Raw genomic sequence first — 26,489 nt, 5'->3', positions numbered from 1 at the left:
CGCCTTCGGCTTCTCCTCGCCGGGGCAGGAAAACCAGCGAGGAGAAGCCGAAGGCGCACGACGAGCGGCCCGGATCACGCCGTCTTCTGCGGCACCCGGCGTTCCAGCCAGCGGAACAGCAGCACGATCAGCCCGGCGATGGCCATGTAGACCACGGCCAGCAGCAGAAGCGGCTCATAGACCACGAACGTGTCCTGCCGGATGCGCGAGGACACGGCGTAGATGTCGACCACGGTGATTGTCGCCACCAAGGGCGTCGCCTTCATCTGCAGCACGGTTTCCCCGCCCAGCGTCGGCAGCACCCGCTGCAGGGCCTGTGGCAGCCAGATGCGCCGGAACAAAGTGAAGCGCGGCATTCCCATCGCCTTCGCGGCCTCGAGCTGGCCATGCGGCACGCCCTTGAAAGCGCCGCGCATCACCTCGCCCTCGTAGCCCGCGACCGAGAGCGAGAGCGCCAGAACCGCATAGGGCCAGGCCTGCCTGAGGATCGGCCAGAGGTCGGAGCCCCGGATCCAGGGGATCGACGGGAAGAGCGAGCCGAGCCCGTAGTAGAGGAGCCAGAGCTGCAAGAGGAGCGGCGTGCCCCGGATCACCGAACAGAACACCCGCGCCGGGGCGGCCAGCCACCAGGGCCCCACCGCCTGCGCCAGCCCCAGGGGAATGGCCAGCGCCATGCCGAGCAGCATGGTCACGACCAGAAGCCAGAAGGTCGTCCAGATGCCTTGCAGGATCAGGCTCTGGTATTTTGGCACCGCCAGCCAGGTCCAGTTCAGCGCCAGCGCGCACCAGACCACGATGCCGAGGCCGACCCCCGCCATCACCAGCCGCCGCGGCACCCAGAAGCCCTGCATCAGCGCCCCTCGCCCCGGACCTGGCCGCGCCGGGCCCAGGCCTCGATCCGGTTGAAGACCAGCGTCGAGAGGATGGAGATCGCCAGATACAGCATCCCCGCCGCCATGAAGAAGGTGAAGAAGGCCTTGGTCGTGCTGGCCGCCTGCCGCGTCACCAGCGTCAGTTCGGCATAGCCGACCACGGCCAGCAGTGCCGTGTCCTTGGTGGCGATCAGCCAGAGGTTCGCAAGTCCGGGGATCGCCGCCGCCAGCATTTGCGGCAGGGTCACGCGCCAGGCGAGCATCAGTGGCGGCATTCCCATCGCGCGGGCGGCCTCGATCTGGCCGTGCGGGACCGAGAGGATCGCGCCGCGCAGGACCTCGGTCGCATAGGCGCCCTGCACCACGCCCAGGACGGCGATCCCGGCGGCGAAGCCGGAAATCTGGATCCGGTCATAGCCCCAGGCGAGAAGCAGGTTGTTGATCGAGGAGGTGAAGGCGAAATAGAGGATCAGGATCAGGATCAGCTCCGGCACCGCCCGGACGATGGTGGTGTAGATCGCCAGAAGGTCGCGCGTCACCGGCCCGCCGTAGAGCTTGCCATAGGCCCCGCCGATGCCGATCAGGAGGCCAAGGCCATATGCGCCAAGCGCGATCATGATCGACTGCGCCAGCGCGACGGCCAGGGTCTGCCCCCAGCCGGGCGGTGCCCAGGCGAGGAGGTCGAGCGTCGAGATCAGGAGCGCGCCGCCGGTCATGGGGTGCCCCCTTTGCAGGCGGCGGCCCCCCCTCCCTCTCCCTCCCCCACGCGGGGGGAGGGAAGCGCTTGGCCGGGAGGCGGAAGTTCATAGGAGAAAGGTTGCAGGCCAGCCGTTTGCCCTGTGTCACGCCAGTCGCGCCCTGCGCCTCCCCTCCCCCGCTGTGGGGAGGGGCTGGGGGTGGGGGGCAGCAGGCCGCACGGGCACGCACCCCCCCGCCCCTGGCGGAAGGGAAGTGTCCGACCGGACAGCGCCGCACCCCCGACGGTCACGGATCAGTCGCCGTAGATCGACGAGGCGAAGTAGTTGGCGGTGATCTTGTCGTAGGTGCCGTCCTCGCGGATCTTCTTGATCGCGGCGTTGATCTTTTCGCGCAGCGCGTCGTCGCCCTTGCGCACCCCGGCGCCGACGCCAAGGCCCAGCACCTCCGGGTCATCGGCGACCGCGCCCTTCAGCTCGCAGCAGGCCTTGCCCGCATCGGTGGCGAGGAAGGCATCCAGCGCGATGCTGTCGGCCTGGGTCGCGTCGATCCGGCCCGCCGCGAGGTCTGAGTTCGCCTCGTCCTGGGTCTGGTAGATCTTCACCTCGGCGGCGGTGGCGGCGAAATGCTTCTCGACATAGGCGGCATGGACGGTCGAGGCCTGCACGCCGATGATCTTGCCCGCCAGCCCTTCGGCGGTGGGCGCCATCTCGACCCCCTTGGTGCCGACGATGACGGTGGGCGTGTTGTAGTACTTGTCGCTGAAGTCGATCGACTGCTTGCGTTCGTCGGTGATCGACATCGAGGCCATGATCACGTCGATCTGGCCCGAGGTCAGCGAGGGGATGATCCCGTCCCAGGCGACCGGGGTGATCACGCATTGCATCTCGCCGGCCGCGCAGACGGCGTTGATGATGTCGATCTCCCAGCCGACCCAGTTGCCGCTGGCGTCGGGGCTGGCGAAGGGCGGATAGGCCTCGGCGGCGATGCCGACCTTGACCTCTTGCGCGGCCACCGGCGCGGCCATCAGGCAGGCGGCGGCGAGAAGCATCTTGAATTTCATCGGTCTCTCCTTGCTGGTTGGGTTCCGCCTGTTCAGGCGACGGATTTCAGGAATTGTTTCAGCCGTTCGGATTTCGGCGCGCCGAACAGCTGGTCCGGCGGGCCTTCCTCCTCGATCTGGCCATTGTGGAGGTAGATGACGTGGCTGGCCACCTCGCGGGCGAATTTCATTTCGTGGGTCACAAGGATCATCGTGCGCCCTTCGTCCGCGAGGCCCCGGATCACCTGCAGCACCTCGCCCACCAGTTCGGGGTCGAGCGCGGAGGTCGGTTCGTCGAAGAGCATCGCCTTCGGTTCCATGCAGAGCGCGCGGGCAATGGCGGCGCGCTGCTGCTGGCCGCCGGACATGAAGGCGGGATAGGCGCCCTCCTTCTCGGCCAGGCCGACGCGGGCGAGAAGCTTGCGGGCGCGGGCCACCGCCTCGTCCTTCGGGCATTTCAGGACATGGACCGGCACTTCGATCAGGTTCTCCAGCACGGTGCGGTGGGTCCAGAGGTTGAAGCTCTGGAACACCATGCCAAGCGACTGGCGGATGCGTTCGATCTGGCGGCGGTCGGCGGGGGTGCCGTCGGGGCGCATCGTGACCGCTTCGCCCGCGATGCTGATCTGGCCCGAGGACGGGGTTTCCAGGAAGTTGATGCAGCGCAGCATGGTGGACTTGCCCGAACCCGAGCCGCCGATGATCGCCACCACGTCGCCCTGCCGCGCAGTCAGCGAGACGCCCTTCAGCACATGATGGGCGCCGAAGCTCTTGTGCAGGTCGGCAACCCGGATCGCCTCTGGCCTGTCGGTCTGTGCCATGTGCTCCCCCCGGCCTGCTGTCATACAAGCGTGCAATTCGACGCCGCGCAAGCTTTTCCTTGTCCCATCGCGCCTTGAAGGCACGGGGAGGGTCGTCTAATCAGGAACGGCAGAATGAGGACCCGAATGCGCATCCTGATCACCAATGACGACGGCATCAACGCGCCGGGGCTGGAGGTTCTGACCGGGATCGCCAGCCAGATCGCCGGAAAGGATGGCGAGGTCTGGACCGTCGCGCCCGCCTTCGAACAGTCGGGCGTCGGGCATTGCATCAGCTATACCCACCCGATGATGATCGCCGAGCTTGGCCCCCGACGCTTTGCCGCCGAAGGGTCGCCGGCCGATTGCGTGCTGGCGGCGATCTACGATGTGCTGGACGGCGCGAAGCCCGACCTCGTGCTGTCCGGCGTCAACCGGGGCAACAACGCCGCCGAGAACGTGCTTTACTCCGGCACCATCGGCGGCGCGATGGAGGCGGCGTTGCAGGGCGTTCCGGCCATCGCCCTGTCGCAGTTCATCGGGCCCGACAATGCCCGGCTGGCCGATCCGGTCGAAAGCGCCCGCACCCACGGGGCCGCCGTGGTGCGTGCGCTCTTGGACAAGGGGATCTGGACCGACGGCGACTATCGGACCTTCTACAACATCAACTTCCCGCCCCTGCCCGCCAAGGCGACCAAGGGGATGATGGTCGCGCCGCAGGGCTTCCGCCGCGACACCGCCTTCAGCGTCGAGCCGCATCTGTCGCCCTCGGGCCGCAAGTTCCTGTGGATCAAGGGCGGTCCCCAGCACACGCCCACCCTGCCCGGCAGCGACGCGGCGGTGAACCTGGACGGTTTCATCTCGATCACCCCGATGCGCGCCGACCTGACCGCGCATGACCTCTTGGCCGACCTTGAGGCGAGGCTGGCATGACGGAAGGAGCGGAGGACGACCCGACCTCCGGCCCGCTTGCCGAACGCAAGATGCGCTTTCTCTTTGCCCTCCGCACCCGTGGCGTGACCGACAGCCGCGTGTTGACCGCGATGGAGAAGATCGACCGTGGCCTCTTCGTCCGCGGCACCTTCGCCGACCGCGCCTATGAGGACATGCCGCTGCCCATCGCCTGCGGCCAGACGATCAGCCAGCCTTCGGTGGTGGGGCTGATGACGCAGGCGCTGCAGGTGAACCCGCGCGACACGGTGCTGGAGGTGGGCACGGGGTCCGGCTACCAGGCGGCGATCCTGTCGCAGCTGGCCCGCCGGGTCTATACCGTGGACCGCTACCGCCGCCTGGTGCGCGAGGCGGCAGAGCTGTTCCGCCAGCTCGATCTGGTCAATATCACCACGATCACGGCGGATGGCTCGCACGGCTTGCCGGACCAGGCGCCCTTCGACCGCATCCTGGTGACGGCGGCGGCGGAGGACCCGCCGGGGCCGCTTCTGGAACAGTTGAAGCCCGGCGGGATCATGGTTGTGCCGGTCGGCCAGTCCGACGCGGTGCAGGCGCTGATCAAGGTCACGCGCACCCAAAGCGGTTTTGACTACGAGGAACTTCGCCCAGTGCGCTTTGTCCCACTGGTCGAAGGGATCGGCTCCGAGTAACATTCGCGCCCATGAACCGGGCTGAACCCGGTCGGGCGGATCATCAGGCGGGATGACATGACAAGAACCGGATCGAGACTGCGGGCCACGCTGGTGCTTGGCGCAAGTGCGATGGCACTGGCCGGGTGCCTTGACACCGGCAAGCTGGACTGGGACCTGCGGGCAGGCGGCGGCGACACGTCGGATGCGGCGCGGCAGGCCACGGCGGCGGCGCCCACGCCTGATGGCAACGGCATCATCTCATATCCCGACTACCAGATGGCCACCGCCCGGCGCGGCGAGACCGTCGCCAGCATGGCAAGCCGTCTGGGCATGAACCCCGAGGAATTCGCGCGCACCAACGCGCTGCGCCCGAGCGACCCGCTGCGCGAGGGCGAGATGCTCTTGCTGCCGAAGCGTGTCGCCGCTTCCCCGCAGCCGGCGGTGATCGGCGGCACGGCCCCGGCCTCGGGCGGCGGCATCGACATCACCTCGATTGCCACCACTGCGCTGGACGAAGCCGGGCCGACCCCGGTCAAGTCCTCGCCTGTGGCCTCGAAGCCGGTCTCGGGCCAGCCGCTGACCCATCGCGTCGCGCGGGGCGAGACGGCCTTCACCATCGCGCGGACCTACAACGTCTCGGCCAAGGCGCTGGCCGACTGGAACCAGCTCGGCTCCGACATGGCGGTGCGCGAGGGACAGACGCTGATCATTCCCGTCGCCACCGCCGCCGCGCCCGACCCGGAACCGGTGCCGACCGCGCCCGGTGCAGGCTCGCCCACCCCCGAGCCGCCCTCGGCCAAGAAGCCGCTGCCGGACGAAAAGACCGAGGCCACCGGCACCAAGCCCAAGGGCACCCCGCCCTCGCCCGATATGGGGGCCGAGAAGACCAAGCCGTCCAAGATGGCGATGCCGGCCTCCGGCAAGATCATCCGGGGCTACGACGCGAAGAAGAACCAGGGGATCGACATCGCCGCTGCAGCGGGCAGTGCGGTGAAGGCCGCGGATGCGGGCACGGTGACGGTGCTGTCGGCGGATACCAACGGCAAGGGGATCGTCATCATCCGCCACGCGGGCGACCTGTTGACGGTCTATGTCGGCGTGTCGGGCATGGTGGTGAAGAAGGGCGACAAGGTGAAGCGCGGGCAGGAGATCGGCAAGGTCGCGCCCGGCGACCCGGCCTTCGTCCACTTCGAGGTCCGCAACACCTCGAAGCAGAGCTTCGATCCGGTGGGGTATCTGCAGTAGGTCAGAGGAAACGCCGGGGTTTCTGGCTGGTGTGGGAGACCGTCAGGATTTCGACGGCACCGCTGTCGACCCTGTAGTGAAGACGATACGGCAGACCCGAGACGACGAGGGTCCGGGTTTTTCCACCTCGCCATCTGGCGCCAAGCTCGGGAAAATCCGTCAGGATTTCAGCGGACTGGCGGATGCGCAGCACAACCCGCAAGGCAGCGTTCAGGTTGCCGTCCAATGCGATATGGGCCTGGATTTCCCGCAGCCTATGCGCTGCAAGCGGCGAAATGATCAGCTTCATTCCAGGCCGAGAGACTTCCAGACTTCGGCGGCGGGAATACCCTTCCCCGCATCCAGCTCGGCGATCCCGGCTGCGATCTCGGCCTCGAGCCATTCCTCATAGCCCGGCTCCGGCTGGACCTCCGGCCCGTCGGGCTTGATCCAGCGGTCGATCTCGGCCCTCTTGTCGATGCGCATTGGGTCACTCCTCAGCGTAAGTATAGGCGATCGGGTGCCGTCCGGCAATCAGCCCCCCGCCTGCGCCACCAGCACCTTGTCGATACGACGGCCGTCCAGGTCGATGACCTCGAACCGGAAGCCCTCGGCGGTGAAATGCGCGCCGAGGTCGGGGATCTGGCCCAGCTGGTGCAGGACGAGGCCCGCGACGGTGTCGTATTCCCCCGCCATTTCGCGGGGCAGGCCCAGCCGGTCGCAGAATTCGTCGACCGGCATCCAGCCCGCGACGAGGTAGCTGCCGTCCTCGCGCGTGACGATGGCAGGTTCGTCGGGCTCGCTGGACGCCACCGCGCCGGTGATCGCCTCCAGCACGTCGCCTGTGGTCAGGATGCCTTCGAAATGGCCGTATTCGTCATAGACGAGTGCGAAGTGATGCTCGGATTTCTGCAGGATTTCCAGCACATCCAGCGCCTCGGCCCGGTCGGAGACCACCGGCACCTCGCGGACCAGCGCTTTCAGGTCCAGCGTCTCGCGGCGAGAGACGACCTGGAAGGCGTCGGACAAAAGCACGATGCCCATCACGTCGCCCTCGGTGTTGGCGACGGGCATCCGGGGGCGGGCAACCTTGCGGATCGCGGCCACGGCTTCGGCGCCGACGGCATCCAGCGGCAGCATCTCGACCTCGTGGCGCGGGGTCATCAGGGCGCGGGCGGTGCGATCCGACAGCCGCATGACGCCGGTGATCATCTCGCGCTCCTCGTCCTCCAGCACGCCTTCCTCGTGTGCTTCGGCCAAGAGGACGTGGACTTCCTCCTCCGTCACCCGGTTCTCGCTTTCCCCGCGCTGGCCGAGAAGCCAGAGGAGCGCCTTGCCGGACTTGTCAAGGAACCAGACCAGCGGCGCGCCGATGACGGAGAGGAAGGTCATCGCCGGGGCCATGCGGATCGCCACCCCTTCGGCATTGCGCAAGGCCATCTGCTTCGGAACCAGCTCGCCGACGATCAGGCTGACATAGGTGATCGCCACGACCACGCCGCCCACGCCCAGGGTCGAGGCCCAGTCCGGTTCAACCCCCTGCGCTTGCAGCCATTGTTGCAGGCGCAGGCCCAGGGTCGCGCCCGACAGCGCGCCGGAGAGGACGCCGACGGCCGTGATGCCGATCTGCACCGTCGACAGGAACCGGCCGGGGTGTTCGGCCAGACGCAAGGCCATGCGGGCACCGCGGCTTTTGGCTTCCAGCGGCTTCAGGCGGGCGGGCCGCGCGCTGACGATGGCCAGCTCGGACATGGCGAGCACGCCGTTCAGGACGATCAGGGCCAGGATGACCAGGATTTCGGTGATCATGATCCATCCCGCGTAAGGCGAGACGCCGTGCGCTGCAAGTGAAGATCACATGTCAGGCGCGGATGCGCACCCCTTCGCGCGCCGCGAGGTCGCAGAAGAACTGCCAGGCGACCCGGCCCGAGCGCCCGCCGCGCGTCGCCTGCCACTCGATCGCCTCGGCCACCAGACGATCCTCGGGGACCTTCACCCCATGCGCGCCGCAATAGCCGCGGATCATGTCGAGGTAGTCGTCCTGCGAACAGGGATGGAAGCCAAGCCAGAGGCCAAAGCGGTCGGAGAGCGAGACCTTCTCCTCCACCGCCTCGCCCGGGTTGATCGCGGACGAACGTTCGTTCTCGATCATGTCGCGCGGCATCAGGTGGCGGCGGTTCGAGGTCGCGTAGAACAGCACGTTCTCCGGCCGCCCCTCGATGCCGCCGTCGAGCACGGCTTTCAGCGACTTGTAGTGCTGGTCGTCATGGCTGAACGACAGGTCGTCGCAGAACAGCAGGAAGCGGTGCGGCGCAGCGCGCAGATGGGCCAGCAGGCGCTGGACAGACGGCAGGTCCTCACGCGAAAGCTCGACGATCTTCAGGTCATGCCCCTCGGCCCGGACCTGCGCATGCACGGCCTTGACCAGCGAGGATTTCCCCATCCCGCGCGCCCCCCAGAGCAGCGCATTGTTGGCGGGAAGCCCGGCGGCGAAATGCCGGGTGTTGTCCAGGAGCGTGTCGCGCGAGCGGTTGACCCCGATCAAAAGCCCGATATCGACGCGGCTGACATGGGCGACCGGATCAAGCCGGTCGGGCGAGACGTGCCAGACGAAGGCCTCGGCCGCGAAATCCGGGGCAGGCATCGGCGCCGGGGCCAGCCGCTCCAGCGCCGAAGCGATCCGGTCCAGCGCGTCGGTCATGCGTTGGTGCCCGCTGCGCCTTCGTCATCCTCGTCGATGTCGACCCAGGTGCCATCGGCCCGCATCTGCGCCTCGCGCTGGCGTTCGAACCGGGCGACAAGGAAGATCGAGATTTCATACAGCGGGTAGATCACCGCAAAGAGGATCAGCTGGCTCATCACGTCGGGCGGCGTGACCATCGCGGCCACGAAAAGGATGCCGACGACTGCATATTTCCGCATCTGTTTCAGCCCGCGCGACGAGGCCAGCCCGGCCCGCCCCATCAGCGTCAGCAGCACGGGAAGCTGGAAACAGATGCCGAAAGCCATGACGAAGCTCATCGTCAGCGACAGGTAGCTTTCCATCGAGCCCTGGAAGACGACGCCCGAGGGAACCTTGGACAGGCTGCCCGCATCGTTCACCGAGGCGGCGAAGCTGTCCTGGTAGGACAGGAAGAACTGGAACGCCCAAGGCAGGATCACGAAATAGGCCACCACCCCGCCCAGCACGAACATCACCGGCGAGGCGACCAGGAATGGCAGGAAGGCCGCCTTCTCGCTGCGGTAGAGGCCGGGGGCGACGAAGCGCCAGAGCTGGTAGGCAATGACCGGAAAGGCCAGGGCAAAGCCGCCCCAGAGACCGATCTTCATCGAGACGAAGAAGCCTTCCTGCATCTTGATCAGCACCAGCTGGCATTCCTGCCCGCGTTCGGTGAGCACGTTGCAGAGCGGGGCCTTCAGGATGTCGAAGACCGGCTTCCAGAAGATCCAGGCGAAGAGGAAGGCCGCCGTGAAAGCCGCGATGGAATAGAGGATGCGGTTGCGCAGTTCCGCCAGGTGCTCGATCAGCGGGGCCGAGCTGTCGTCGATGCTGTCTTGCTTCGTCATGCCTCATCGCCCTTGGCTTTGCGCCGACGGCCCGGCGCTTTCGCTGGCTGCGCGGCGGCGGGCGCATCGCCTGCATCCAGTGCCTTCAGCTTCGCGTTCATCTCGTCCATGATGGCCTTGCGCGCCGCCTGCTTGTCGATCAGCGCCTGCGTCGCGGGACCTGCCGCCGGGGTCTCGACCGGAACGGCCACGGCCTGCGCCGGAGCCGGCGACGGGGTCATGGGGGCGGCCGCCGGTGCGGGCGCGGGTGTCGAGGGCTTGGCGGCGTTCTTCACCGGGTCCCATTTCTCGAACTTGTCGGCGGCGGATTTCAGGCTTTGCATGCCGGTCGAGACCGGGTTCGTCACCGCCTTCAGGTCGCGGCGGACTTCATCCACCCCGCTTTCCTTGGCGGCCTGCTCCATCGCCCGGCTGAATTCCCGGCCCATGCTGCGGATCTTCGCGGTGAAGCGCCCCAGTTGCCGGAACATCTCGGGCATGTCCTTGGGCCCCACGACGATCAGCGCCACGACGCCGATCACCATCAGTTCCATCCAGCCGATATCGAACATCTCTTGTGCTTTCCGAAAAGCCGGGCCTCAGCCTCAGATCTTGTCCTTGGGCGTGACGTCCTTGGCTTCGTCGGCGGCCTGCTTCTCCAGCTCTTCCGAGCCTTCGCGGATGCCCTTCTTGAAGGCGGTGATACCCTTGCCGAATTCGCCCATCATCCCGGCGATCTTGCCGCGCCCGAACAGGACCAGCACCACGATTGCGATCAGCAGAAGCTGGATCGGGCTTCCCATATGCATGTCGTCATCTCCTTGTCTCTGGCCGAAAGCACCGGCCTGGGTTCGTCTGCCCCCTAATAGGTCCGCGCGGGCCCCGCATGAAAGGCCGAAGCGGCTTGCCTTGGGCAGTCTACTGACAGTATTTTGTCAGTAAGTGGGCCCCCTGCCCCGGATTCGGCCATGAAACGCGACGCGCGGCTCTACGATATCGTCCAGTCCCTGCGCGACGGGCGACTGCACACGGCGTCGGAACTGGCGGCGCGACTCGGCGTGTCGACCCGCACGATCTGGCGCGACATGGAGATGCTGGCGGCGACCGGACTGCCGGTGACGGGCGAACGCGGCCTCGGCTACATCCTGCGCTCGCCGCTGATGCTGCCGCCCACCATGCTGACGCCCGAGGAACTGGAGGCATTGGTGGAAGGGCTGCGCCATGTGGGGCTGGAGGGGAACCCGCGCGCGAAGGCGGCGCGGAGCCTGCTCTACAAGGTCGCCACCCTGCTGCCGCAGTCGGGGATCGAGACGGAGGGCTAGACCCCGAAGACGAAGCAGCGGTCGCGGCGGATCATCAGCCACAGGACAGTGCCGGGCTTCGGCAGGAAGACCCCCGGCACGCTGGCTGTCAACTTCGCGCCCTCGAAATCCATCGCGAAATCCACGAGGCTCTCGCGGCCGAGGTAGCGGCTGCGCAACACGGTGCCGCGGGCGGGGGTGCCGTCCTCGGGTGTCGGGTTCGGGCCGCGGCCACCCCGGTCGAAGTCGATGCGCAGGTGCTGCGGGCGGATCACGATCTCGACCTCGGCCCCATCCCTGTGGCCGGGCGTCAGGAACTCGCCGAAGGGGGTCGCGGTCAGGGCGCCGCGCGAAGTACCGCATATCACGTTGATATCGCTGAAGAAGGCGGCGGCCGCCTTGTCAACCGGCGCGTTGTAGACGTTGTAGGGCGCGCCCTTCTGCACGATCCGCCCCTGCCGCATCAGCGCGATCTCGTCGGCCATCCGCATTGCCTCGTCGGGCTCGTGCGTCACCAGAAGGACCGCCGTGCCTTCCTCTTTCAAGAGTTCCAGCGTCCGGTCGCGGATGCCGTCGCGCAGCCGGTTGTCAAGGCCGGAGAAGGGCTCGTCCATCAGCATGACGCGCGGGCGCGGCGCCAGCGCCCGCGCCAGGGCCACGCGCTGCTGCTCGCCGCCCGAAAGCTCATGCGGGTGCTTGCGTCCGAAACCGGAGAGATCCACCTTTTCAAGGAGTTCGTCTATGCGTCGCGCCTTCGCTGCGCGGTCGGCCCGAAGCCCGAAGCCGACATTGTCGGCCACCGTCAGATGCGGGAAGAGCGCGAAGTCCTGGAACATCAGCCCGACCGAGCGCAACTCGGGCGGCATATGCACCCCCGGCCCGGCCACCGTCACGCCGTCCAGCCGCACCTCGCCGGCATCCACCCGCTCGACCCCGGCGATCATCCGCAGCGTGGTGGACTTGCCGCAGCCCGAGGGGCCGAGCAGGCAGGTCACCTGCCCCGCCGCGACCGACAGCGAGACGTCGTCCACCACCCGCCGCCCGCCGAAGGAGCGGACGATGTGACTGACCTCAAGGCGCGGAGCGGGGACGTCGGGCATGGAACTCAACGGAAACACTCAGGTTTCCTAGCAGCCCCGCCCAACAGGGGCAAGGTCACGCGCCCGACGCCGGAGACAATCTTACATCGTCGTATTCGTCGCCCCACCGTCCAGCAGGATGTTCTGGCCCACGATGAAGCCCGCGTGCTGCGAGCAGAGGAAGGCGCAGGCCGCGCCGAATTCCGCTGGCGTGCCGTAGCGTCCCGCCGGGATGGTCGCCGAACGTTCCGAGATCGCCTCCTCCATGCTGATCCCGCGCGCCTTCACCACCGCCCCGTCCAGCGCGATGGCCCGGTCGGTCGCGTGGATGCCGGGCAGCAGGTTGTTGATCGTGACCCCCTTGCCCGCCACCTGCCGCGAGGTGCCGCCGACGAAGCCGGTCAACCCGGCGCGGGCCGAATTCGACAGGCCCAGCACCGGCACCGGAGATTTCACCGACACGCTGGTGATGTTGACCACCCGGCCCCAGCCTTGCGCCATCATCCCCGGCAGGACGGCCTGCATCAGGGCGATGGGGGTCAGCATGTTGGCATCGAGCGCCTTGATGAAATCCTCGCGGCTCCAGTCCGACCACATGCCCGGCGGAGGACCGCCCGCGTTGGTGACAAGGATGTCGAACGGCCCCTGCGCCAGCACTGCCGCTCGACCGGATTCCATCGTGATATCAGCGGACACGGTGGTGACCTTCACCTGATACCTTAGCCGGATGTCATGGGCCGCCGCCTCCAGCGCCTCGGCCCCGCGCGCGTTCATCACCAGATCGGCCCCCGCATCTGCCAGCGCCTCGGCACAGCCCCGGCCCAAGCCTTTCGACGAGGCGCAGACCAGCGCCCGCTTTCCCGCAATTCCCAGATCCATCGCGCAAACCCTCCTGCATGTGCCGCAAGCCTAGCAGCCAAGGCTGCAAGGGCAAGACGCGCCTCTGTTGCGGCGCGGCCCGCCGCAGGATAAGGGAGCCGCATGTCGAACCGCGCCCCCCTTCCGCCCGAAATCGCCCGCCGCCGGACCTTCGCGATCATCGCGCACCCGGATGCCGGGAAAACCACGCTGACCGAAAAGTTCCTGCTGTTCGGCGGCGCGATCCAGATGGCAGGTCAGGTCCGCGCCAAGGGCGAGGCGCGCCGGACCCGGTCGGACTTCCTGAAGCTGGAACAGGATCGCGGGATTTCCGTTTCCGCCTCGGCGATGAGCTTCGACTTCCGGCAGTACCGCTTCAACCTGGTGGACACCCCCGGCCACAGCGATTTCAGCGAGGATACCTACCGCACGCTGACGGCGGTGGATGCCGCGATCATGGTGATCGACGGGGCCAAGGGCGTGGAAAGCCAGACGCGAAAGCTGTTCGAGGTCTGCCGGATGCGCGACCTGCCGATCCTGACCTTCTGCAACAAGATGGACCGCGAAAGCCGCGACACCTTCGCGATCATCGACGAGATCCAGGAAAACCTGGCGATCGACGTGACCCCCGCAAGCTGGCCCATCGGCACCGGGCGCGAGTTCGTGGGCGCCTATGACCTTCTGCACGACCGGCTGGAGATCATGGACCGCGCCGACCGCAACAAGGTGGCCGAGTCGATCCAGATTTCCGGCGTGGACGACCCGAAGCTTGCCGAACACATCCCGGCGGACCTGTTGGCCAAGTTCCATGAAGAGCTGGAAATGGTGCGGGAACTGCTTCCGGCCTTCGACCGCAAGGCCTTCCTCGAAGGTCACATGACCCCGATCTGGTTCGGGTCCGCCATCAACTCCTTCGGGGTGAAGGAGCTGATGGACGGCATCGGCGAATTCGGGCCGGAGCCCGAGCCGCAGAAGGCCGCCGAACGCCAGATCGATCCGGCGGAACCGGCGGTGACGGGCTTCGTCTTCAAGGTGCAGGCCAACATGGACCCCAAGCACCGCGACCGGGTGGCCTTTGTCCGCCTCGCCTCGGGGCATTTCGAGCGCGGCATGAAGCTGCACCACGTCCGCTCGAAGAAGCCGATGTCGATCACCAACCCGGTCCTCTTCCTCGCCGCCGACCGCGAACTGGCCGAGGAGGCCTGGGCGGGCGACATCATCGGCATCCCGAACCACGGCCAGCTGCGCATCGGCGACGCATTGACCGAGGGTGAGGCGCTGCGCTTTACCGGCATCCCGTCTTTCGCGCCGGAGCTTTTGCAATCCATCCGGGCGCTGGACCCGCTGAAGGCCAAGCACCTGGAAAAGGCCCTGACCCAGTTCGCCGAGGAAGGTGCGGCCAAGGTCTTCAAGCCGATGATCGGGTCGGGCTATATCGTCGGGGTGGTGGGCGCGTTGCAGTTCGACGTGCTGGCCTCCCGGATCGAGCAGGAATATTCGCTGCCCGTCCGCTTCGAAGGGTCGAACTTCACCTCGGCCCGCTGGATTTCCGGCGACAAGGCCGAGATCGAGAAGCTGGTGAACGTCAACAAGGGCCATATCGCGCATGACAGCGACGGGGATCTCGTGTTCCTGACCCGGCTGCAATGGGACATCGACCGCGTGGTGCGCGACTATCCGGGCGTGAAGCTGACCGCGACCAAGGAGATGATGGCCTGAGCCGCGCTTGACCGCTTCCGGGCCGCGCCCTAGCCTGCGCGGGACCAAGGGAACAAGGCCAGCCTCAGCATGACGACGCCCGATCCCGCTGCGCCCGACGACCCCATCGAGACCTACCCCGATGCGCCCGACAGCCTGGTCGGCATCTGGAAGCAGCGGCGGCGGCGGTTGAAACTGGCGGCGCGCGACTGGTTCCCTCCGGCCGACCTTGACCTCGCCCCCCTTCTGGCGACACGCATCCCCGCAACGATCCCGCCACTGGAAGGCCCCCAGACCCTGCACGCGAAGAAGCTGCACCAGATGCGGGTCGAGCTTGCGGGCAAGCCGGAACTGGCGGCAGTCAACGCGATCCTGATCGCGCATCTCAGGAAACAACGCTTCCCGGCCCATGCGCCTGCCCTTTTCCGCCGTATCTGGGCCGAAGCCGGGCCAAAGCTGATGCCGGAACTGCCGGGGCGCTGGCTGATCTCCTCGGCGATCACCTTCGGCGACCACGGCGAGACCGAGGCAGAGCGCCGGGTGGGGCTGTCGATCAACGTGCTTTTCTCGCTGATGAAGCTTTACGAATTCGAGCGCCTCCACTCCGGCACCGACCCGGCGACGCCCTTCCCGCTGCGGCGCGTCCGAAACCGGCGCCTGCCGCTGGACATGCCGCATTTCAACCTGGGAGACGGCGGGCTGGACATCAACCTGCTGGCGCAGATCTGGGGCGAAGCCGAGAAGGTGCCGGTGGTCGGCCCGCTGGCCTGCCACCTGTTGCAGCGGCTGAACGCCGATCCCGGCAACCTGTTCCGGCGGATCGGCATGATGCGGGCGGGCAAGCAGCTGGACCGGCTGGACCGGGCCGCGCTGCCGACAGCCGACCCGGATGCGCCTGACCCCGGCGACACGCCCCCGGCTTGACCGGAGGGACGATTTCCGCTATGCGCCTTCGGCGGCCAAAACGGGCCGAGACGCCGGGGCGCCCGGAAACTTGCGTCCCATCATCCATGCGGTCCGATACCGCATTCATAGGACGCATATGACCAAGTTTACCGAACTCGCGCTGGACCCGCGCGTGCTGCAGGCCGTCACCGAAGCAGGTTACGAGACCCCCACCCCGATCCAGGCCGAGGCCATTCCCCATGCGCTGACCGGGCGCGATGTCTTGGGGATCGCCCAGACCGGCACCGGCAAGACCGCCAGTTTCACTCTGCCGATGATCACGCTGCTGGGTCAGGGCCGCGCCCGTGCCCGGATGCCGCGGTCGCTGGTGCTGGCGCCGACGCGCGAACTCGCCGCCCAGGTGGCCGAGAACTTCGACATCTACGCCAAGCACACCAAGCTGACCAAGGCGCTTCTCATCGGCGGGGTCGCCTTCGGCGAGCAGGACAAGCTGATCGACCGCGGCGTCGACGTGCTGATCGCGACGCCGGGGCGTCTGCTGGACCATTTCGAGCGTGGCAAGCTGCTCTTGACCGGCGTGCAGATCATGGTGGTGGACGAGGCCGACCGGATGCTCGACATGGGCTTCATCCCGGACATCGAGCGCATCTTCACCCTGACGCCTCCGAAGCGGCAGACGATGTTCTACTCGGCCACGATGGCACCCGAGATCGAGCGGATCACCAAGACCTTCCTGAAGGATCCGGCCAAGATCGAGGTGGCGCGCCAGGCGACGACCTCGACCACGATCACCCAGGCGCTGATCCAGGTGACTCCCATCCGCAAGGACCGCAGCTTCGGCGACAAGCGGGCCATGCTGCGCGCGCTGATCAAGGCCGAGGGCGAGGCCTGCACCAACGCGATCATCTTCTGCAACCGCAAGATGGACGTGGACGTGGTGGCGAAGTCGCTGAAATCACACGGGTTCAACGCGGCGCCGATCCACGGCGACCTGGCGCAATCGGAACGGATGAAGACGCTGGACGCCTTCCGCGACGGGACGCTGCATCTCCTCGTCGCCTCGGACGTGGCGGCGCGGGGGCTGGATATCCCGGCGGTCAGCCATGTGTTCAACTTCGACGTGCCCTCGCACCCCGAGGATTACGTCCACCGCATCGGCCGCACGGGCCGCGCGGGGCGTCTGGGCAAGGCCTTCACCATCGCGGTGCCCTCGGACGAGAAATACCTGAAAGCCATCCAGAGCCTGATCAAGGCGGAAATTCCGCATGGCGAGGCGCCGGAGGGCTTCGAGCCCTCGACCGCCGACAGCCGCCCGGACCGCGCCCCGCGCGAGGATCGCAAGGGCCGGGAACGCGGCGGACGGGGCCGTGACCGCGAGCGCCCGGTGAAGGCGCATGACGAGGTGGCGGCGATGGAGCCGGTGGTCGTGGCGCCGAAGGCCGAGGTGGCCGAGGACGCCCCGCGCGAGGAGCGTCGGGAAGAGCGCCGCGAGCCGAGGAGTGACCGTCGCCGTGAGAGCCGGGGCGAGGAGCGCAGCGAAGGTCGGGGCGAGCGTCGGGATGATCGCCGTGAGCCGCGCGAGGACCGCCGGGACGAACGCCGCGAGCCGCGGGAAGAGCGTCGGGACGATCGCCGCGACTACCGCCGCGACCGCGACCTGGGGCCCTCGGTGATCGGCATGGGCGACCATGTGCCCGATTTCATCCTGCGCAGCTTTGCGTTGAAGGCCGCGCCCGCGGTCGAAGAGGTCGAGGAAGCCCCGGCCACCGGCACCGAGGGCTGACGCTCATCCCTTCCTTCGGTCGGTCTTCGCATCCCTCAGCGAGGAGCGACCGAAGGGAAGCGAGGAGCCGTCACTCGGCCACCAGCCGGCTGATCACCACCGTCACTTCGGGCTTCTTGCCGATCTCTTCCATCGCGACCTGGCGGACGGTCTTGCGGATTTCCTCTTCCAGCTTGTCGTCGTCGGCCATCACCTTGCGACCAAGCCGCCCGATCACCTCGTCGAGGTCGGCCTCCATCGTCTCGCCCAGCGGACGCTCACCACGCCCCGTGGGCGGCAGGCCCATCAGCTCGACCCAGGGCTCGCCCATCGGGCTGTCGCTTTCGTCCAGGATCACCGTCACCGTCACCAGCCCGTTCAGCGCCATGCGGATGCGGTCGCGCACCACCCCGTCCAGCGCCCCGATCAGCGCCGTGCCGTCCAGATAGAGCCGTCCGGTTTCCACATATTCCGCCACCTCCGGCACGTCGCCCGTCAGGTCCAGCATCGTGCCGTTGGGGGCCACGGCGGCGGCGATCCCGGCCTCGGTCGCGATGCGGACGTGTTCGGTCAGGTGCCGGTGCTCGCCATGCATCGGGATCAGCATGTCGGGCAGGACGAGGCGGTGCACATGCTCCAGGTCCGGGCGGTTGGCATGGCCCGAGACATGATACTTGCCACCCTGGTCGTCGATCACCTGCACGCCCATTTCGGAAAACGCATTCCAGACCCGCAGCACGTCACGTTCGTTGCCGGGAATGGTCTTGGAGGAAAAGAGGAAGGTGTCCCCCTCCTTCATCTCGATCCCCAGATACTTGCCACGGCTGAGCTGCGCCGAAGCCGCCCGGCGTTCGCCCTGGCTCCCGGTGACCAATAGCATCAGGTTGCGCCGCGGCACTTCCAGCGCCTCCTCGGGCGTCACGGTCTTCGGGAAACCCGACAGCACCGCCGCCTCTTCCGCTGCCGAGAGCATCCGCTTCATCGACCGGCCCAGCACGCAGATCGTCCGGTCCGCCGCCCGCCCCGCCTCGGCCAGCGTCTTCAGCCGCGCGACGTTCGACCCGAAGGTCGTCGCCACCACCATGCCGCTGCGGCTGCGGATCAGCTCGGCCAGCGGTTCGGCCAGCGTCGCCTCGGAGCGGCCCTCGTGGGTGGAAAAGACGTTGGTCGAATCGCAGGTCATCGCCTTGACCGGGCGTTCGGCCACGATCTCGGCGATGCGGGAATCCTCCCAACCCTCGCCCACCACCGGCGTGTGGTCGATCTTGAAGTCGGCGGAGTGGAAGATGCGGCCCGCAGGCGTGTCGATCACCAGCGCCGATGACTCCGGAATGGAATGCGAGACGGGGACGAACTGCACCTTGAACGGGCCGACCTCGACCGTCGCGGGGCGGGGTTCCACGGTGACGATCTGGTCGACCGGCAGCCCGGCCTCCTCGAACTTCAGCCGCCCGATGGTGGCGGTGAAGCGGCGGGCGTAGACCTTCTTCTCAAGCTGGGTCCAAAGGGGCGCCAGCGCGCCGATGTGGTCCTCATGCGCATGGGTGATGAAGATCGCCTCCAGCCGGTCCAGCTTGTCATGCAGCCAGCTCACGTCTGGCAGGATCAGGTCGACGCCGGGCGAGGTGTCCATGTCGGGGAAGGCCACGCCCAGGTCGACCAGGATCAGCCGTTCCTTGCCCTTCGGCCCGTAGCCGTAGACGTAGGAATTCATCCCGATCTCGCCGGCGCCGCCGAGGGGAAGGTAGATCAGGCGGTTCGCGCTCATGGGGCATCCTTGTTGAAGGCGTTGATCAGGACGAGGCCGTGCATGGTCAGGTCGTCCTCGATGGAATGAAACAGCTCGGTCCCTTGGGCGAACAGGCTGGCAAGGCCCCCGGTCGCGATCACTTTCATCGGGCGGTCCCGCTCACGCCGCACTTCGCGCACGATGACCTCGACCAGACCGATGTAGCCCCAATACACGCCCGACTGCATGCAGGCCACCGTATTCGTGCCGATGGCCTTGGCCGGTCTGGCCACATCGACGTGAGGTAGCGCGGCGGCGGCCATGTGCAAGGCCTCCAGCGACAGGTTGACGCCGGGCGCGATGACCCCGCCGATATAGGCGCCGTCGTGGTCCACCACGTCGAAGGTGGTGGCGGTGCCGAAGTCGACGACGATCAGGTCGCCGCCATGCCGGTCGAAGCCCGCGACGGTGTTGACCAGCCGGTCGGGGCCGACCGTGGTGCCCTGGTCGACGCGGGGGGCGACGGGGAGCCTCGTTTCCGGCTTGCCGACGACCAGCGGGCGGCAGTTGAAGTAGCGGTCGCACAGGACGCGCAGGTTGAAGACCACGCGGGGGACGGTGGAGGAGATGATCGCCTCGGTGATCGTCGCCTCGGTTCCGGCCAGGGTCATCAGGCTGGTGAGCCAGACGAAGTATTCGTCAGCCGTGCGCCGGTGGTCGGTGGCGATCCGCCAGGTGGCGAGGAACTTCGCGCCGTCCCAGATCGAGAAGACGGTATTGGTGTTGCCGCAGTCGATGGCGAGAAGCATGGGCTGGCCTTTCACGGGACGCGGGGTCTAAAATTTTTCGCGAAAAATTTTAGACCCCGGCACTGGTCGGTCAAAAGAACACCTCGGCAGCGGGAATGGCAACCGGACCTTGGGTCATCCGCAGGATCAGGTTGCCGCTGGCGTCGATGCCCTCGAACACGCCCTCGCGGCTGTCGTTCCCGGTGCGGGCGCGGATCGTCTCGCCCAACCGGGCGGCATGGGCCAGCCATGCGGCGCGCAGGGGGGCGAAGCCTTCGGCCTGGAAGCTGGCCTCCCAGCGGGCATAGGCGGGGGCGAGGGCGTCGAGGAAGGTCTCAGGCGTGATCCTCAGCCCGGTTTCCTGCAGGAGCGAAACGGGCGGGACGGCTCCCGGCTCCACCTGCGAGGGGTCGGGCGCGGCGATCAGGTTGACGCCGATGCCGATGCAGAGGACCGGGTCGGGTCCATTCAACCCTTGGGATTCCAGAAGGATGCCCGCCAGCTTGCCGCCATTGCAGAGCACATCGTTCGGCCATTTCAGGGTGAAGCTGTTGCCCAGCCCCGTCACCTGCACCAGCGCATCGCGCAAGGCCAGCGCGGCGGCGAAGGAGCGGAGGGCAACCGTCTCGGGCGACCCGGATGGTTTCAGGACCAGCGTGCCGTGGAAATTGCCCGGCGGGCTGGTCCAGGGCCGCGCGCGGCGACCCCGGCCTGCGGTCTGGAGCCCGGCGAGGATCCAGGTCGGCCCGGCGAGCGTGGCGGCCCGCCGGAAGCCCTCGGCATTGGTGCTGTCGATTTCGGGCAGGACGATCCGCCCTGCCCCTTCGCCCTTAGCGGACAAGCGCTTCGGCGGCGACGGCGGCCGCAGGCTCGATCCCGAACAGGTTCACGATGCCCAGCACCATGATCGCCGCGACCACCACCAGCATCGCCCATTGCACCGGGGCCATGCGGCTGTCGACCGGCTCCTGTTCGGCACCGAAATACATGAAATAGACGATTCGCAGGTAGTAGAAGGCCCCGATGACCGAGGCCACCGCCCCCGCCACCGCCAGCCAGGTCCAGCCCGCATCGACGGCGGCCTTCAGGACGTAGAACTTCCCGAAGAAGCCGACCATCGGCGGCACCCCGGCGAGGCTGAACAGCAGCACCAGCATCGCCAGCGCCTTCAAGGGTTCCTTCTTCGCGAACTGGTTCAGGCCTGCGATGTCACTGACCGGACGCCCGTCCCGCTCCATCGACAGGATGAAGGCGAAGGTGCCGACGTTCATCGTGACATAGATCGCCATGTAGATCAGCGTCGCCTGCACCCCGTAGGCGGTGCCGACGCAAAGCCCGATCAGCGCATAGCCCATATGGGCGATCGAGGAATAGGCCATCAGCCGCTTGAAGTCGCGCTGGCCGATCGCCGCCACGGCGCCAAGGAACATCGAGGCGACCGAAAGCCCCGCCAGCACCTGGCCCCATTGGCCGGGAATGCCGCCGAAGGCGTCCTGCACCAGCCGCGCGATCAGGCCCATCGCGGCGACCTTGGGTGCGGTGGCGAAGAAGGCGGTGACCGGCGTGGGCGAGCCTTCGTAGACGTCGGGCGTCCACATGTGGAACGGCACCGCGCTGACCTTGAAGGCGAGGCCCGCCAGCATGAAGACGAGGCCGAAGAGCAGCCCCAGCGGCACGCCATCCGACAGCGTCGTCAGGATCCCCGCGAACTGCGTGGTGCCCGCATAGCCATAGACCAGCGAGGCGCCGTAAAGCAGAAGGCCCGACGACAGCGCCCCCAGCACGAAGTATTTCAGGCCCGCTTCCGACGACTTGGCACTGTCCCGCCGCATCGAGGCGACGACGTAGAGCGAGAGCGACTGCAGCTCCAGCCCCATGTAGAGCGTGATCAGGTCGGCGGCCGAGACCATGACCATCATGCCTGTGACGGCAAGCGTGATCAGGATCGGGTATTCGAAGCGCAAAAGCTCTCGCCGGGTCATGTAGTCCTGGCTCATCACCAGCACCGCCGCCGCCGACAGCAGGATCGTGACCTTGGCGAAGCGCGCGAAGGGGTCGTCGGTGAAAAGGCCCGCGAACACCGTCCGCTCCCCCGCCCCGCCCGCGCCGATGTAGAGCGCCAGCGCCACGAAGAGCCCCGCCGTCGCCCAGACCAGCGTGGCGGCAAGCTTGTCCTTGCCGGTATAGACCGCAGCGATCAGCGCGATCATGGCGTAGAGCGCCAGCACGATCTCGGGCAGCAGCGTCTGGAAATCGGCGGAGGTCATTCGGACTGTCCTTCGTTCAGGGCCAGGCCGTCAGCCGGTTGCGCGGCCTGGTAGTCGGTGACGAGGGCCGAGACGGAAGGCCCGATGATGTCGGTGACAAGGCTGGGATAGACGCCGAGGATCAGGGTCATCGCGATCAGCGGCGCGAAGATCGCCTTCTCGCGCGCGTCCATGTCGGTGATCGACTTCAGCGCTTCCTTGATCAGGTCGCCGAAGACGACCCGGCGGTAGAGCCAGAGCGCATAGGCGGCGGACAGGATCACACCCGTCGCGGCGACGGCGGCAACCCAGGTGTTGACCTGGAAGATGCCCATCAGCGTGAGGAATTCACCGACGAACCCGCTGGTGCCCGGCAGGCCCACGTTGGCCATCGTGAAGAACATGAAGACCAGCGCGTAAGCCGGCATCCGGTTCACCAACCCGCCATAGGCGTCGATCTCGCGGGTGTGCATCCGGTCGTAGATCACGCCGACGCAGAGGAAGAGCGCGCCCGAGATGAAGCCGTGGCTCAACATCTGGAAGATCGCCCCGTCGACGCCCTGCTGGTTCGCCGCGAAGATGCCCATCGTGACGTAACCCATGTGCGCGACCGAGGAATAGGCGATCAGCTTCTTCATGTCGGTCTGCGCCAGTGCCACCAGCGAGGTGTAGACGATGGCAATCGCGCTCATCCACAGGACCAGCGGCGTCATCACCTCCGACCCCACCGGGAACATCGGCAGGCTGAAGCGCAGGAAGCCGTAGCCGCCCATCTTCAAAAGCACCGCCGCCAGCACCACCGAGCCCGCCGTGGGCGCCTGGACGTGCGCGTCGGGCAGCCAGGTGTGCACCGGCCACATCGGCATCTTCACCGCGAAACTGGCGAAGAAGGCGAGGAACAGCATGGTCTGCAAGCCGCCGACGACCTGGAAGCCGAGCAGGCTGAATGTCTCATGCCCGAAGTCATGCGCCAGAAGCTTCACCATGTCGGTGGTGCCCGCATCCAGATACATCGCGATCATCGCGATCAGCATCAGGACCGAGCCGAGGAAGGTGTAGAGGAAGAACTTGAACGCCGCATAGATGCGGTCCTTGCCGCCCCAGATGCCGATGATCAGGAACATCGGGATCAGCCCGGCCTCGAAGAAGAGGTAGAAGAGGACGAGGTCGAGCGCGCAGAACACGCCCAGCATCAGGCTTTCCAGCACGAGGAAAGCGATCATGTATTCCTTGACCCGGGTCTCGACGCCCCAGCAGGACCAGATGGTCAGCGGCATCAGGAAGGTGGTCAGCATCACGAACAGGATGGAAATCCCGTCGACGCCCATCTTGTAGGAAAGGCCGAGGATCCAGCTCCGCTCCTCGACGAACTGGAAGCCGGTGTTCGACGGGTCAAAGCGGAACAGCACGAACAGCGAGATGACGAAGGTCGCGGTGGTGGTGAAGAGCGCAAGCCACTTCGCGCCCTTGCGCGCCGCCGCGTCGTCGCCCCGCATGAACAAGGCAAGGATCGCCGCCGCGACGAGGGGCAGGAAGGTGATGATCGAGAGAAGCTGATTTTCCATTTTGCGCGCCCCTTACTTCGCGCCGCCGAAAAGCGTCATCCAGGTGACGAGGGCCACGATCCCCAGCACCATCGCGAAGGCGTAGTGGAACAGGTAGCCGGACTGCGCGCGGCCTGCGAGGCGGGTGAGCATGGGGATGATCCCCATCGCCACCCCGTTGAGCGTGCCGTCGATGACGTCGCCGTCGCCCTTCTTCCACAGGAAGTTGCCCAGCCATTTGGCGGGACGGACGAAGATCACGTCATACAGCTCGTCAAAGTACCACTTGTTCAGCAGGAACAGGTAGAGCGGACGCTGCTGGGCCGCCAGACGGCGCGGCAGGCTGGTGTCCTTGATGTAGAAGAGCCAGGCCATCACGAAGCCGATCAGCATCGCGATGAAGGGCGCGACCTTGACCCAGGCCGGCGCTTCGTGCGCGTGGTGGATCACCTCGTTCTCCGGCCCGATGAAGATTGCGCCTTTCGGGGCGACGCCGGGCGTGGCGGCATGGGTTTCGGTTGCTGCGGCTTCGGTCGCGACCGTGGTGCCTTCGGCGGGCGCGGCCTCGGTGGTCGCCGGAGCGGCCTCCTCGGTCGTCGCAACAGCGGTGCCCTCGGCGGGTGCGGCCTCGGTGGTGGCCGGGGCGGCCTCGGTCGTCGCGACCGCGGTGCCTTCGGCGGCGGGCTCTTCGGCGGCAACCTCGCCATGCGCGGCGGCGGCTTCCATGCCGAACCAGGTCCGCAGCTTGGCCTCGTCGCCGAAGAAGACGTTGTACCACAGCATCCCCGAGAACACCGCGCCAAGCGCCAGCACCCCCAGCGGGATCAGCATGACCATCGGGCTTTCGTGCGGCTCGTGGCCGTGGTCGTCGTGACCGTGGGCATCATGCACTGCGCCGTGGTCGCCGTGGTGGTCATGCCCGTTCGCACGGCTTTCCCCGAAGAAGGTCAGGAACATCAGCCGCCAGGAATAGAAGCTGGTGAAGCAGGCGGCGACAACCAGCAGCCAGAAGGCATAGCTGGATCCGACCCAGGCGCTCTCGATCACCGCGTCCTTCGACAGGAAGCCCGCGAAGCCGTAATGCGTCAGCGGGATGCCGACCCCGGTGATGGCCAGCGTGCCGATCATCATCGCCCAGAAGGTCAGCGGGATCTTCTTCCTGAGGCCCCCGTAGTAACGCATGTCCTGCTCGTGGTGCGTGGCCATGATGACCGAGCCCGCGCCAAGGAACAGCATCGCCTTGAAGAAGGCATGGGTGAACAGGTGGAACATCGCCACCGAATAGACCCCCACCCCGGCGGCGACGAACATGTAGCCAAGCTGGGACATGGTGGAATAGGCGATCACCCGCTTGATGTCGTTCTGCACCAGACCGATGGTCGCGGCGACGAAGGCGGTGGTCGCGCCCAGCACGGTGATGAAGGCCGTCGCCTGCGGCGCGTATTCATAAAGCGGCGACATGCGGCAGACCAGGAACACCCCCGCCGTCACCATCGTCGCGGCGTGGATCAGGGCCGAGACCGGCGTCGGGCCCTCCATCGCGTCGGGCAGCCAGGTGTGCAGGAAAAGCTGCGCCGATTTCCCCATCGCACCGATGAAGAGAAGCACCCCGATCAGGTTCGCGGCGTTCCAGTCGGCCCAGAGGAAGCTGAGGTTGGTTTCGGCCAGCACCGGCGCGGCGGCAAACACGTCATCGAAGCGGATCGAGTCGGTCAGGTAGAAGAGGCCGAAGATGCCAAGGGCAAAGCCGAAGTCGCCGACCCGGTTGACCACGAAAGCCTTGATGGCGGCGGCATTGGCACTGGGCTTGCGGTAGTAGAAGCCGATCAAAAGGTAGGAGGCGACGCCCACGCCCTCCCAGCCGAAGAACATCTGCACCAGGTTGTCCGAGGTGACCAGCGCCAGCATGGAGAAGGTGAAGAACGACAGATAGGCGAAGAAGCGGGCCTTGTAGTTCTCGCCCTCGTGCCAGTTCTCGTCATGCGCCATGTAGCCGAAGCTGTAGAGGTGGACGAGCGCGGAGACCGTGTTCACCACCACCAGCATGATCGCGGTCAGCCGGTCCAGCCGGATCGCCCATTCGCTGCCCAGTGTGCCGGATTCGATCCAGCGCAGGATGGTGATGTGCTGCGTCTCGCCGTTGAAGGTCAGGAAGATGTACCAACTCAGCGCCGCGCCGAGGAAGATCATCGCCGTGGTGATGACCTGCCCGGCCTTCTCGCCGATCAGCCGCCAGCCGAAGCCACAGATCAGGGCCCCGATCAGGGGAGCGAAGAGGATGATCGTTGCCATTTACTCGGTCCTGCCTTGGCTGGATGCGCAGGCGGGCGAGCCGCAGCGCGTAGATTGGAATTCGTCCGCCATCGCCACGCCGTGTGTCCGGCAGGCCTGGCATTCAAGGTCGAGCGTCCGGCCCTTCACGGCCAGAACGCGCATCCCGAACAGGTTCACGTCCCCGACATGGGCCATCGTTCAGCCCTTCATCACGTTGACGTCTTCCACCTCGATGGTGCCGCGGTTGCGAAAGAAGACGACGAGGATGGCAAGGCCGATGGCCGCCTCGGCGGCGGCGACGGTCAGGACGAACATGGTGAAGACCTGCCCCACCAGATCGCCCGAGTAGGAGGAGAAGGCGACGAGGTTGATGTTGACCGCCAGAAGCATCAGCTCGATCGACATCAGGATGACGATCACGTTCTTCCGGTTGAGGAAGATCCCGAAGATCCCGATGACGAAGAGGGCCGCCGCCACCGTCAGGTAATGTTCAAGTCCGATCATCGTCTGGTCCCTCGTGGCCGTTTCGACCGTTTCGTAG

General features: G+C 66.8%; 28 protein-coding genes. 7 read left to right on the top strand and 21 right to left on the bottom strand.

Going from position 1 to position 26,489, the window contains the following annotated elements:
• Positions 1-74 precede the first annotated feature (74 nt).
• The 4 genes from ACE3P6_RS08390 to ACE3P6_RS08375 all read right to left on the bottom strand — a co-directional run bounded on the left by ACE3P6_RS08390 (position 75) and on the right by ACE3P6_RS08375 (position 3,431).
• Positions 75-851 (bottom strand): ABC transporter permease, encoded by a 777-nt coding sequence (locus ACE3P6_RS08390; RefSeq protein WP_374393715.1) that lies wholly within the window; start codon positions 849-851, stop codon positions 75-77.
• Positions 851-1,588, bottom strand: coding sequence for an ABC transporter permease (locus tag ACE3P6_RS08385; protein WP_374393712.1), 738 nt, complete (start codon positions 1,586-1,588; stop codon positions 851-853). The genes ACE3P6_RS08390 and ACE3P6_RS08385 overlap by 1 nt, the downstream gene beginning before the upstream one ends.
• 275 nt (positions 1,589-1,863) lie before the next feature.
• Entirely contained in the window at positions 1,864-2,631 is a 768-nt protein-coding gene (locus ACE3P6_RS08380) for a transporter substrate-binding domain-containing protein (protein WP_374393709.1), read from the bottom strand.
• A 32-nt stretch (positions 2,632-2,663) separates the two neighbouring features.
• A complete protein-coding gene (locus tag ACE3P6_RS08375; protein WP_374393706.1) occupies positions 2,664-3,431 on the bottom strand; it encodes an ABC transporter ATP-binding protein in 768 nt (255 codons plus the stop codon).
• Positions 3,432-3,557: 126 nt separating this feature from the next.
• Between ACE3P6_RS08375 and surE the strand changes: the two genes are divergently transcribed.
• From surE to ACE3P6_RS08360, 3 genes are read left to right on the top strand one after another with little or no spacing between them, the layout of a single operon-like run.
• Positions 3,558-4,343 (top strand): 5'/3'-nucleotidase SurE, encoded by a 786-nt coding sequence (gene surE / locus ACE3P6_RS08370; protein ID WP_374393724.1) that lies wholly within the window; start codon positions 3,558-3,560, stop codon positions 4,341-4,343.
• On the top strand, positions 4,340-5,011 hold the full coding sequence (locus ACE3P6_RS08365; protein ID WP_374393703.1) for a protein-L-isoaspartate(D-aspartate) O-methyltransferase: 672 nt from the start codon (positions 4,340-4,342) through the stop codon (positions 5,009-5,011). The genes surE and ACE3P6_RS08365 overlap by 4 nt, the downstream gene beginning before the upstream one ends.
• Positions 5,012-5,068: 57 nt before the next feature.
• Complete coding sequence (locus ACE3P6_RS08360) at positions 5,069-6,238, top strand: peptidoglycan DD-metalloendopeptidase family protein (RefSeq protein ID WP_374393701.1); 1,170 nt, start codon at positions 5,069-5,071, stop codon at positions 6,236-6,238.
• A 1-nt stretch (position 6,239) separates the two neighbouring features.
• Here the strand turns inward: ACE3P6_RS08360 and ACE3P6_RS08355 are convergent, their stop codons facing one another.
• Genes ACE3P6_RS08355 through ACE3P6_RS08325 form a run of 7 tightly spaced genes read right to left on the bottom strand, consistent with a single transcriptional unit; the run spans position 6,240 to position 10,572 of the window.
• Positions 6,240-6,527 carry a type II toxin-antitoxin system RelE/ParE family toxin gene (locus ACE3P6_RS08355; RefSeq protein WP_374393698.1) on the bottom strand — a complete coding sequence of 96 codons (288 nt, stop codon included), beginning with the start codon at positions 6,525-6,527 and terminating at the stop codon, positions 6,240-6,242.
• Entirely contained in the window at positions 6,524-6,703 is a 180-nt protein-coding gene (locus ACE3P6_RS08350; protein WP_374393696.1) for a hypothetical protein, read from the bottom strand. Before ACE3P6_RS08350 ends, ACE3P6_RS08355 begins: the two co-directional genes overlap by 4 nt.
• Before the next feature lie 48 nt (positions 6,704-6,751).
• Positions 6,752-8,026, bottom strand: coding sequence for a hemolysin family protein (locus ACE3P6_RS08345; RefSeq protein WP_374393693.1), 1,275 nt, complete (start codon positions 8,024-8,026; stop codon positions 6,752-6,754).
• A 52-nt stretch (positions 8,027-8,078) separates the two neighbouring features.
• Positions 8,079-8,918: an ATP-binding protein gene (locus ACE3P6_RS08340; RefSeq protein WP_374393691.1), complete on the bottom strand. Its 840-nt coding sequence runs from the start codon at positions 8,916-8,918 to the stop codon at positions 8,079-8,081.
• On the bottom strand, positions 8,915-9,784 hold the full coding sequence (gene tatC, locus ACE3P6_RS08335) for a twin-arginine translocase subunit TatC (RefSeq protein WP_374370220.1): 870 nt from the start codon (positions 9,782-9,784) through the stop codon (positions 8,915-8,917). The genes ACE3P6_RS08340 and tatC overlap by 4 nt, the downstream gene beginning before the upstream one ends.
• Positions 9,781-10,335 carry a Sec-independent protein translocase protein TatB gene (gene tatB, locus ACE3P6_RS08330; protein WP_374393688.1) on the bottom strand — a complete coding sequence of 185 codons (555 nt, stop codon included), beginning with the start codon at positions 10,333-10,335 and terminating at the stop codon, positions 9,781-9,783. The genes tatC and tatB overlap by 4 nt, the downstream gene beginning before the upstream one ends.
• A gap of 33 nt (positions 10,336-10,368) precedes the next feature.
• Positions 10,369-10,572 carry a twin-arginine translocase TatA/TatE family subunit gene (locus ACE3P6_RS08325; RefSeq protein ID WP_374393685.1) on the bottom strand — a complete coding sequence of 68 codons (204 nt, stop codon included), beginning with the start codon at positions 10,570-10,572 and terminating at the stop codon, positions 10,369-10,371.
• A 159-nt stretch (positions 10,573-10,731) separates the two neighbouring features.
• On the opposite strand from ACE3P6_RS08325, the gene ACE3P6_RS08320 reads away from it, so the two are divergent.
• The gene (locus tag ACE3P6_RS08320) at positions 10,732-11,085 is read left to right on the top strand and encodes a helix-turn-helix transcriptional regulator (RefSeq protein WP_374370211.1); all 354 of its coding nucleotides are present in this window, start codon (positions 10,732-10,734) and stop codon (positions 11,083-11,085) included.
• Here the strand turns inward: ACE3P6_RS08320 and ACE3P6_RS08315 are convergent.
• Together ACE3P6_RS08315 and ACE3P6_RS08310 are read right to left on the bottom strand one after the other, a co-directional pair.
• Positions 11,082-12,164 (bottom strand): ABC transporter ATP-binding protein, encoded by a 1,083-nt coding sequence (locus ACE3P6_RS08315; RefSeq protein WP_374393682.1) that lies wholly within the window; start codon positions 12,162-12,164, stop codon positions 11,082-11,084. The genes ACE3P6_RS08320 and ACE3P6_RS08315 overlap by 4 nt on opposite strands.
• Positions 12,165-12,245: 81 nt before the next feature.
• A complete protein-coding gene (locus ACE3P6_RS08310) occupies positions 12,246-13,022 on the bottom strand; it encodes an SDR family oxidoreductase (protein ID WP_374393680.1) in 777 nt (258 codons plus the stop codon).
• A 102-nt stretch (positions 13,023-13,124) separates the two neighbouring features.
• On the opposite strand from ACE3P6_RS08310, the gene ACE3P6_RS08305 reads away from it, so the two are divergent.
• From ACE3P6_RS08305 to ACE3P6_RS08295, 3 genes are all read left to right on the top strand, one after another.
• Entirely contained in the window at positions 13,125-14,720 is a 1,596-nt protein-coding gene (locus ACE3P6_RS08305; RefSeq protein WP_374393678.1) for a peptide chain release factor 3, read from the top strand.
• A gap of 69 nt (positions 14,721-14,789) precedes the next feature.
• Positions 14,790-15,623, top strand: a complete 834-nt coding sequence (locus ACE3P6_RS08300; protein ID WP_374393676.1) for a hypothetical protein — start codon at positions 14,790-14,792, stop codon at positions 15,621-15,623.
• A gap of 118 nt (positions 15,624-15,741) precedes the next feature.
• The gene (locus ACE3P6_RS08295) at positions 15,742-17,388 is read left to right on the top strand and encodes a DEAD/DEAH box helicase (protein ID WP_374393673.1); all 1,647 of its coding nucleotides are present in this window, start codon (positions 15,742-15,744) and stop codon (positions 17,386-17,388) included.
• A gap of 70 nt (positions 17,389-17,458) precedes the next feature.
• Here the strand turns inward: ACE3P6_RS08295 and ACE3P6_RS08290 are convergent, their stop codons facing one another.
• The 8 genes from ACE3P6_RS08290 to nuoK form a co-directional block, all read right to left on the bottom strand.
• Positions 17,459-19,135, bottom strand: a complete 1,677-nt coding sequence (locus tag ACE3P6_RS08290) for a ribonuclease J (RefSeq protein WP_374393670.1) — start codon at positions 19,133-19,135, stop codon at positions 17,459-17,461.
• Positions 19,132-19,905, bottom strand: a complete 774-nt coding sequence (locus ACE3P6_RS08285; RefSeq protein ID WP_374393721.1) for a type III pantothenate kinase — start codon at positions 19,903-19,905, stop codon at positions 19,132-19,134. The genes ACE3P6_RS08290 and ACE3P6_RS08285 overlap by 4 nt, the downstream gene beginning before the upstream one ends.
• A 70-nt stretch (positions 19,906-19,975) precedes the next feature.
• Positions 19,976-20,725: a biotin--[acetyl-CoA-carboxylase] ligase gene (locus tag ACE3P6_RS08280; protein WP_374393667.1), complete on the bottom strand. Its 750-nt coding sequence runs from the start codon at positions 20,723-20,725 to the stop codon at positions 19,976-19,978.
• On the bottom strand, positions 20,715-22,151 hold the full coding sequence (gene nuoN / locus ACE3P6_RS08275; protein ID WP_374393665.1) for an NADH-quinone oxidoreductase subunit NuoN: 1,437 nt from the start codon (positions 22,149-22,151) through the stop codon (positions 20,715-20,717). Before nuoN ends, ACE3P6_RS08280 begins: the two co-directional genes overlap by 11 nt.
• Positions 22,148-23,695 (bottom strand): NADH-quinone oxidoreductase subunit M, encoded by a 1,548-nt coding sequence (locus ACE3P6_RS08270; protein WP_374393662.1) that lies wholly within the window; start codon positions 23,693-23,695, stop codon positions 22,148-22,150. The genes nuoN and ACE3P6_RS08270 overlap by 4 nt, the downstream gene beginning before the upstream one ends.
• Before the next feature lie 12 nt (positions 23,696-23,707).
• A complete protein-coding gene (gene nuoL / locus ACE3P6_RS08265) occupies positions 23,708-25,966 on the bottom strand; it encodes an NADH-quinone oxidoreductase subunit L (protein WP_374393659.1) in 2,259 nt (752 codons plus the stop codon).
• Complete coding sequence (locus tag ACE3P6_RS08260; protein ID WP_374393657.1) at positions 25,967-26,143, bottom strand: hypothetical protein; 177 nt, start codon at positions 26,141-26,143, stop codon at positions 25,967-25,969.
• Between the two features lie 3 nt (positions 26,144-26,146).
• Positions 26,147-26,452: an NADH-quinone oxidoreductase subunit NuoK gene (gene nuoK / locus ACE3P6_RS08255; protein WP_197642188.1), complete on the bottom strand. Its 306-nt coding sequence runs from the start codon at positions 26,450-26,452 to the stop codon at positions 26,147-26,149.
• Positions 26,453-26,489: the final 37 nt, after the last annotated feature.

Origin of the sequence: Tabrizicola sp. (assembly GCF_041911175.1) — a bacterium.
Lineage (GTDB): Bacteria > Pseudomonadota > Alphaproteobacteria > Rhodobacterales > Rhodobacteraceae > Tabrizicola.
This window is presented reverse-complemented; position numbering and strand designations above follow the sequence as displayed.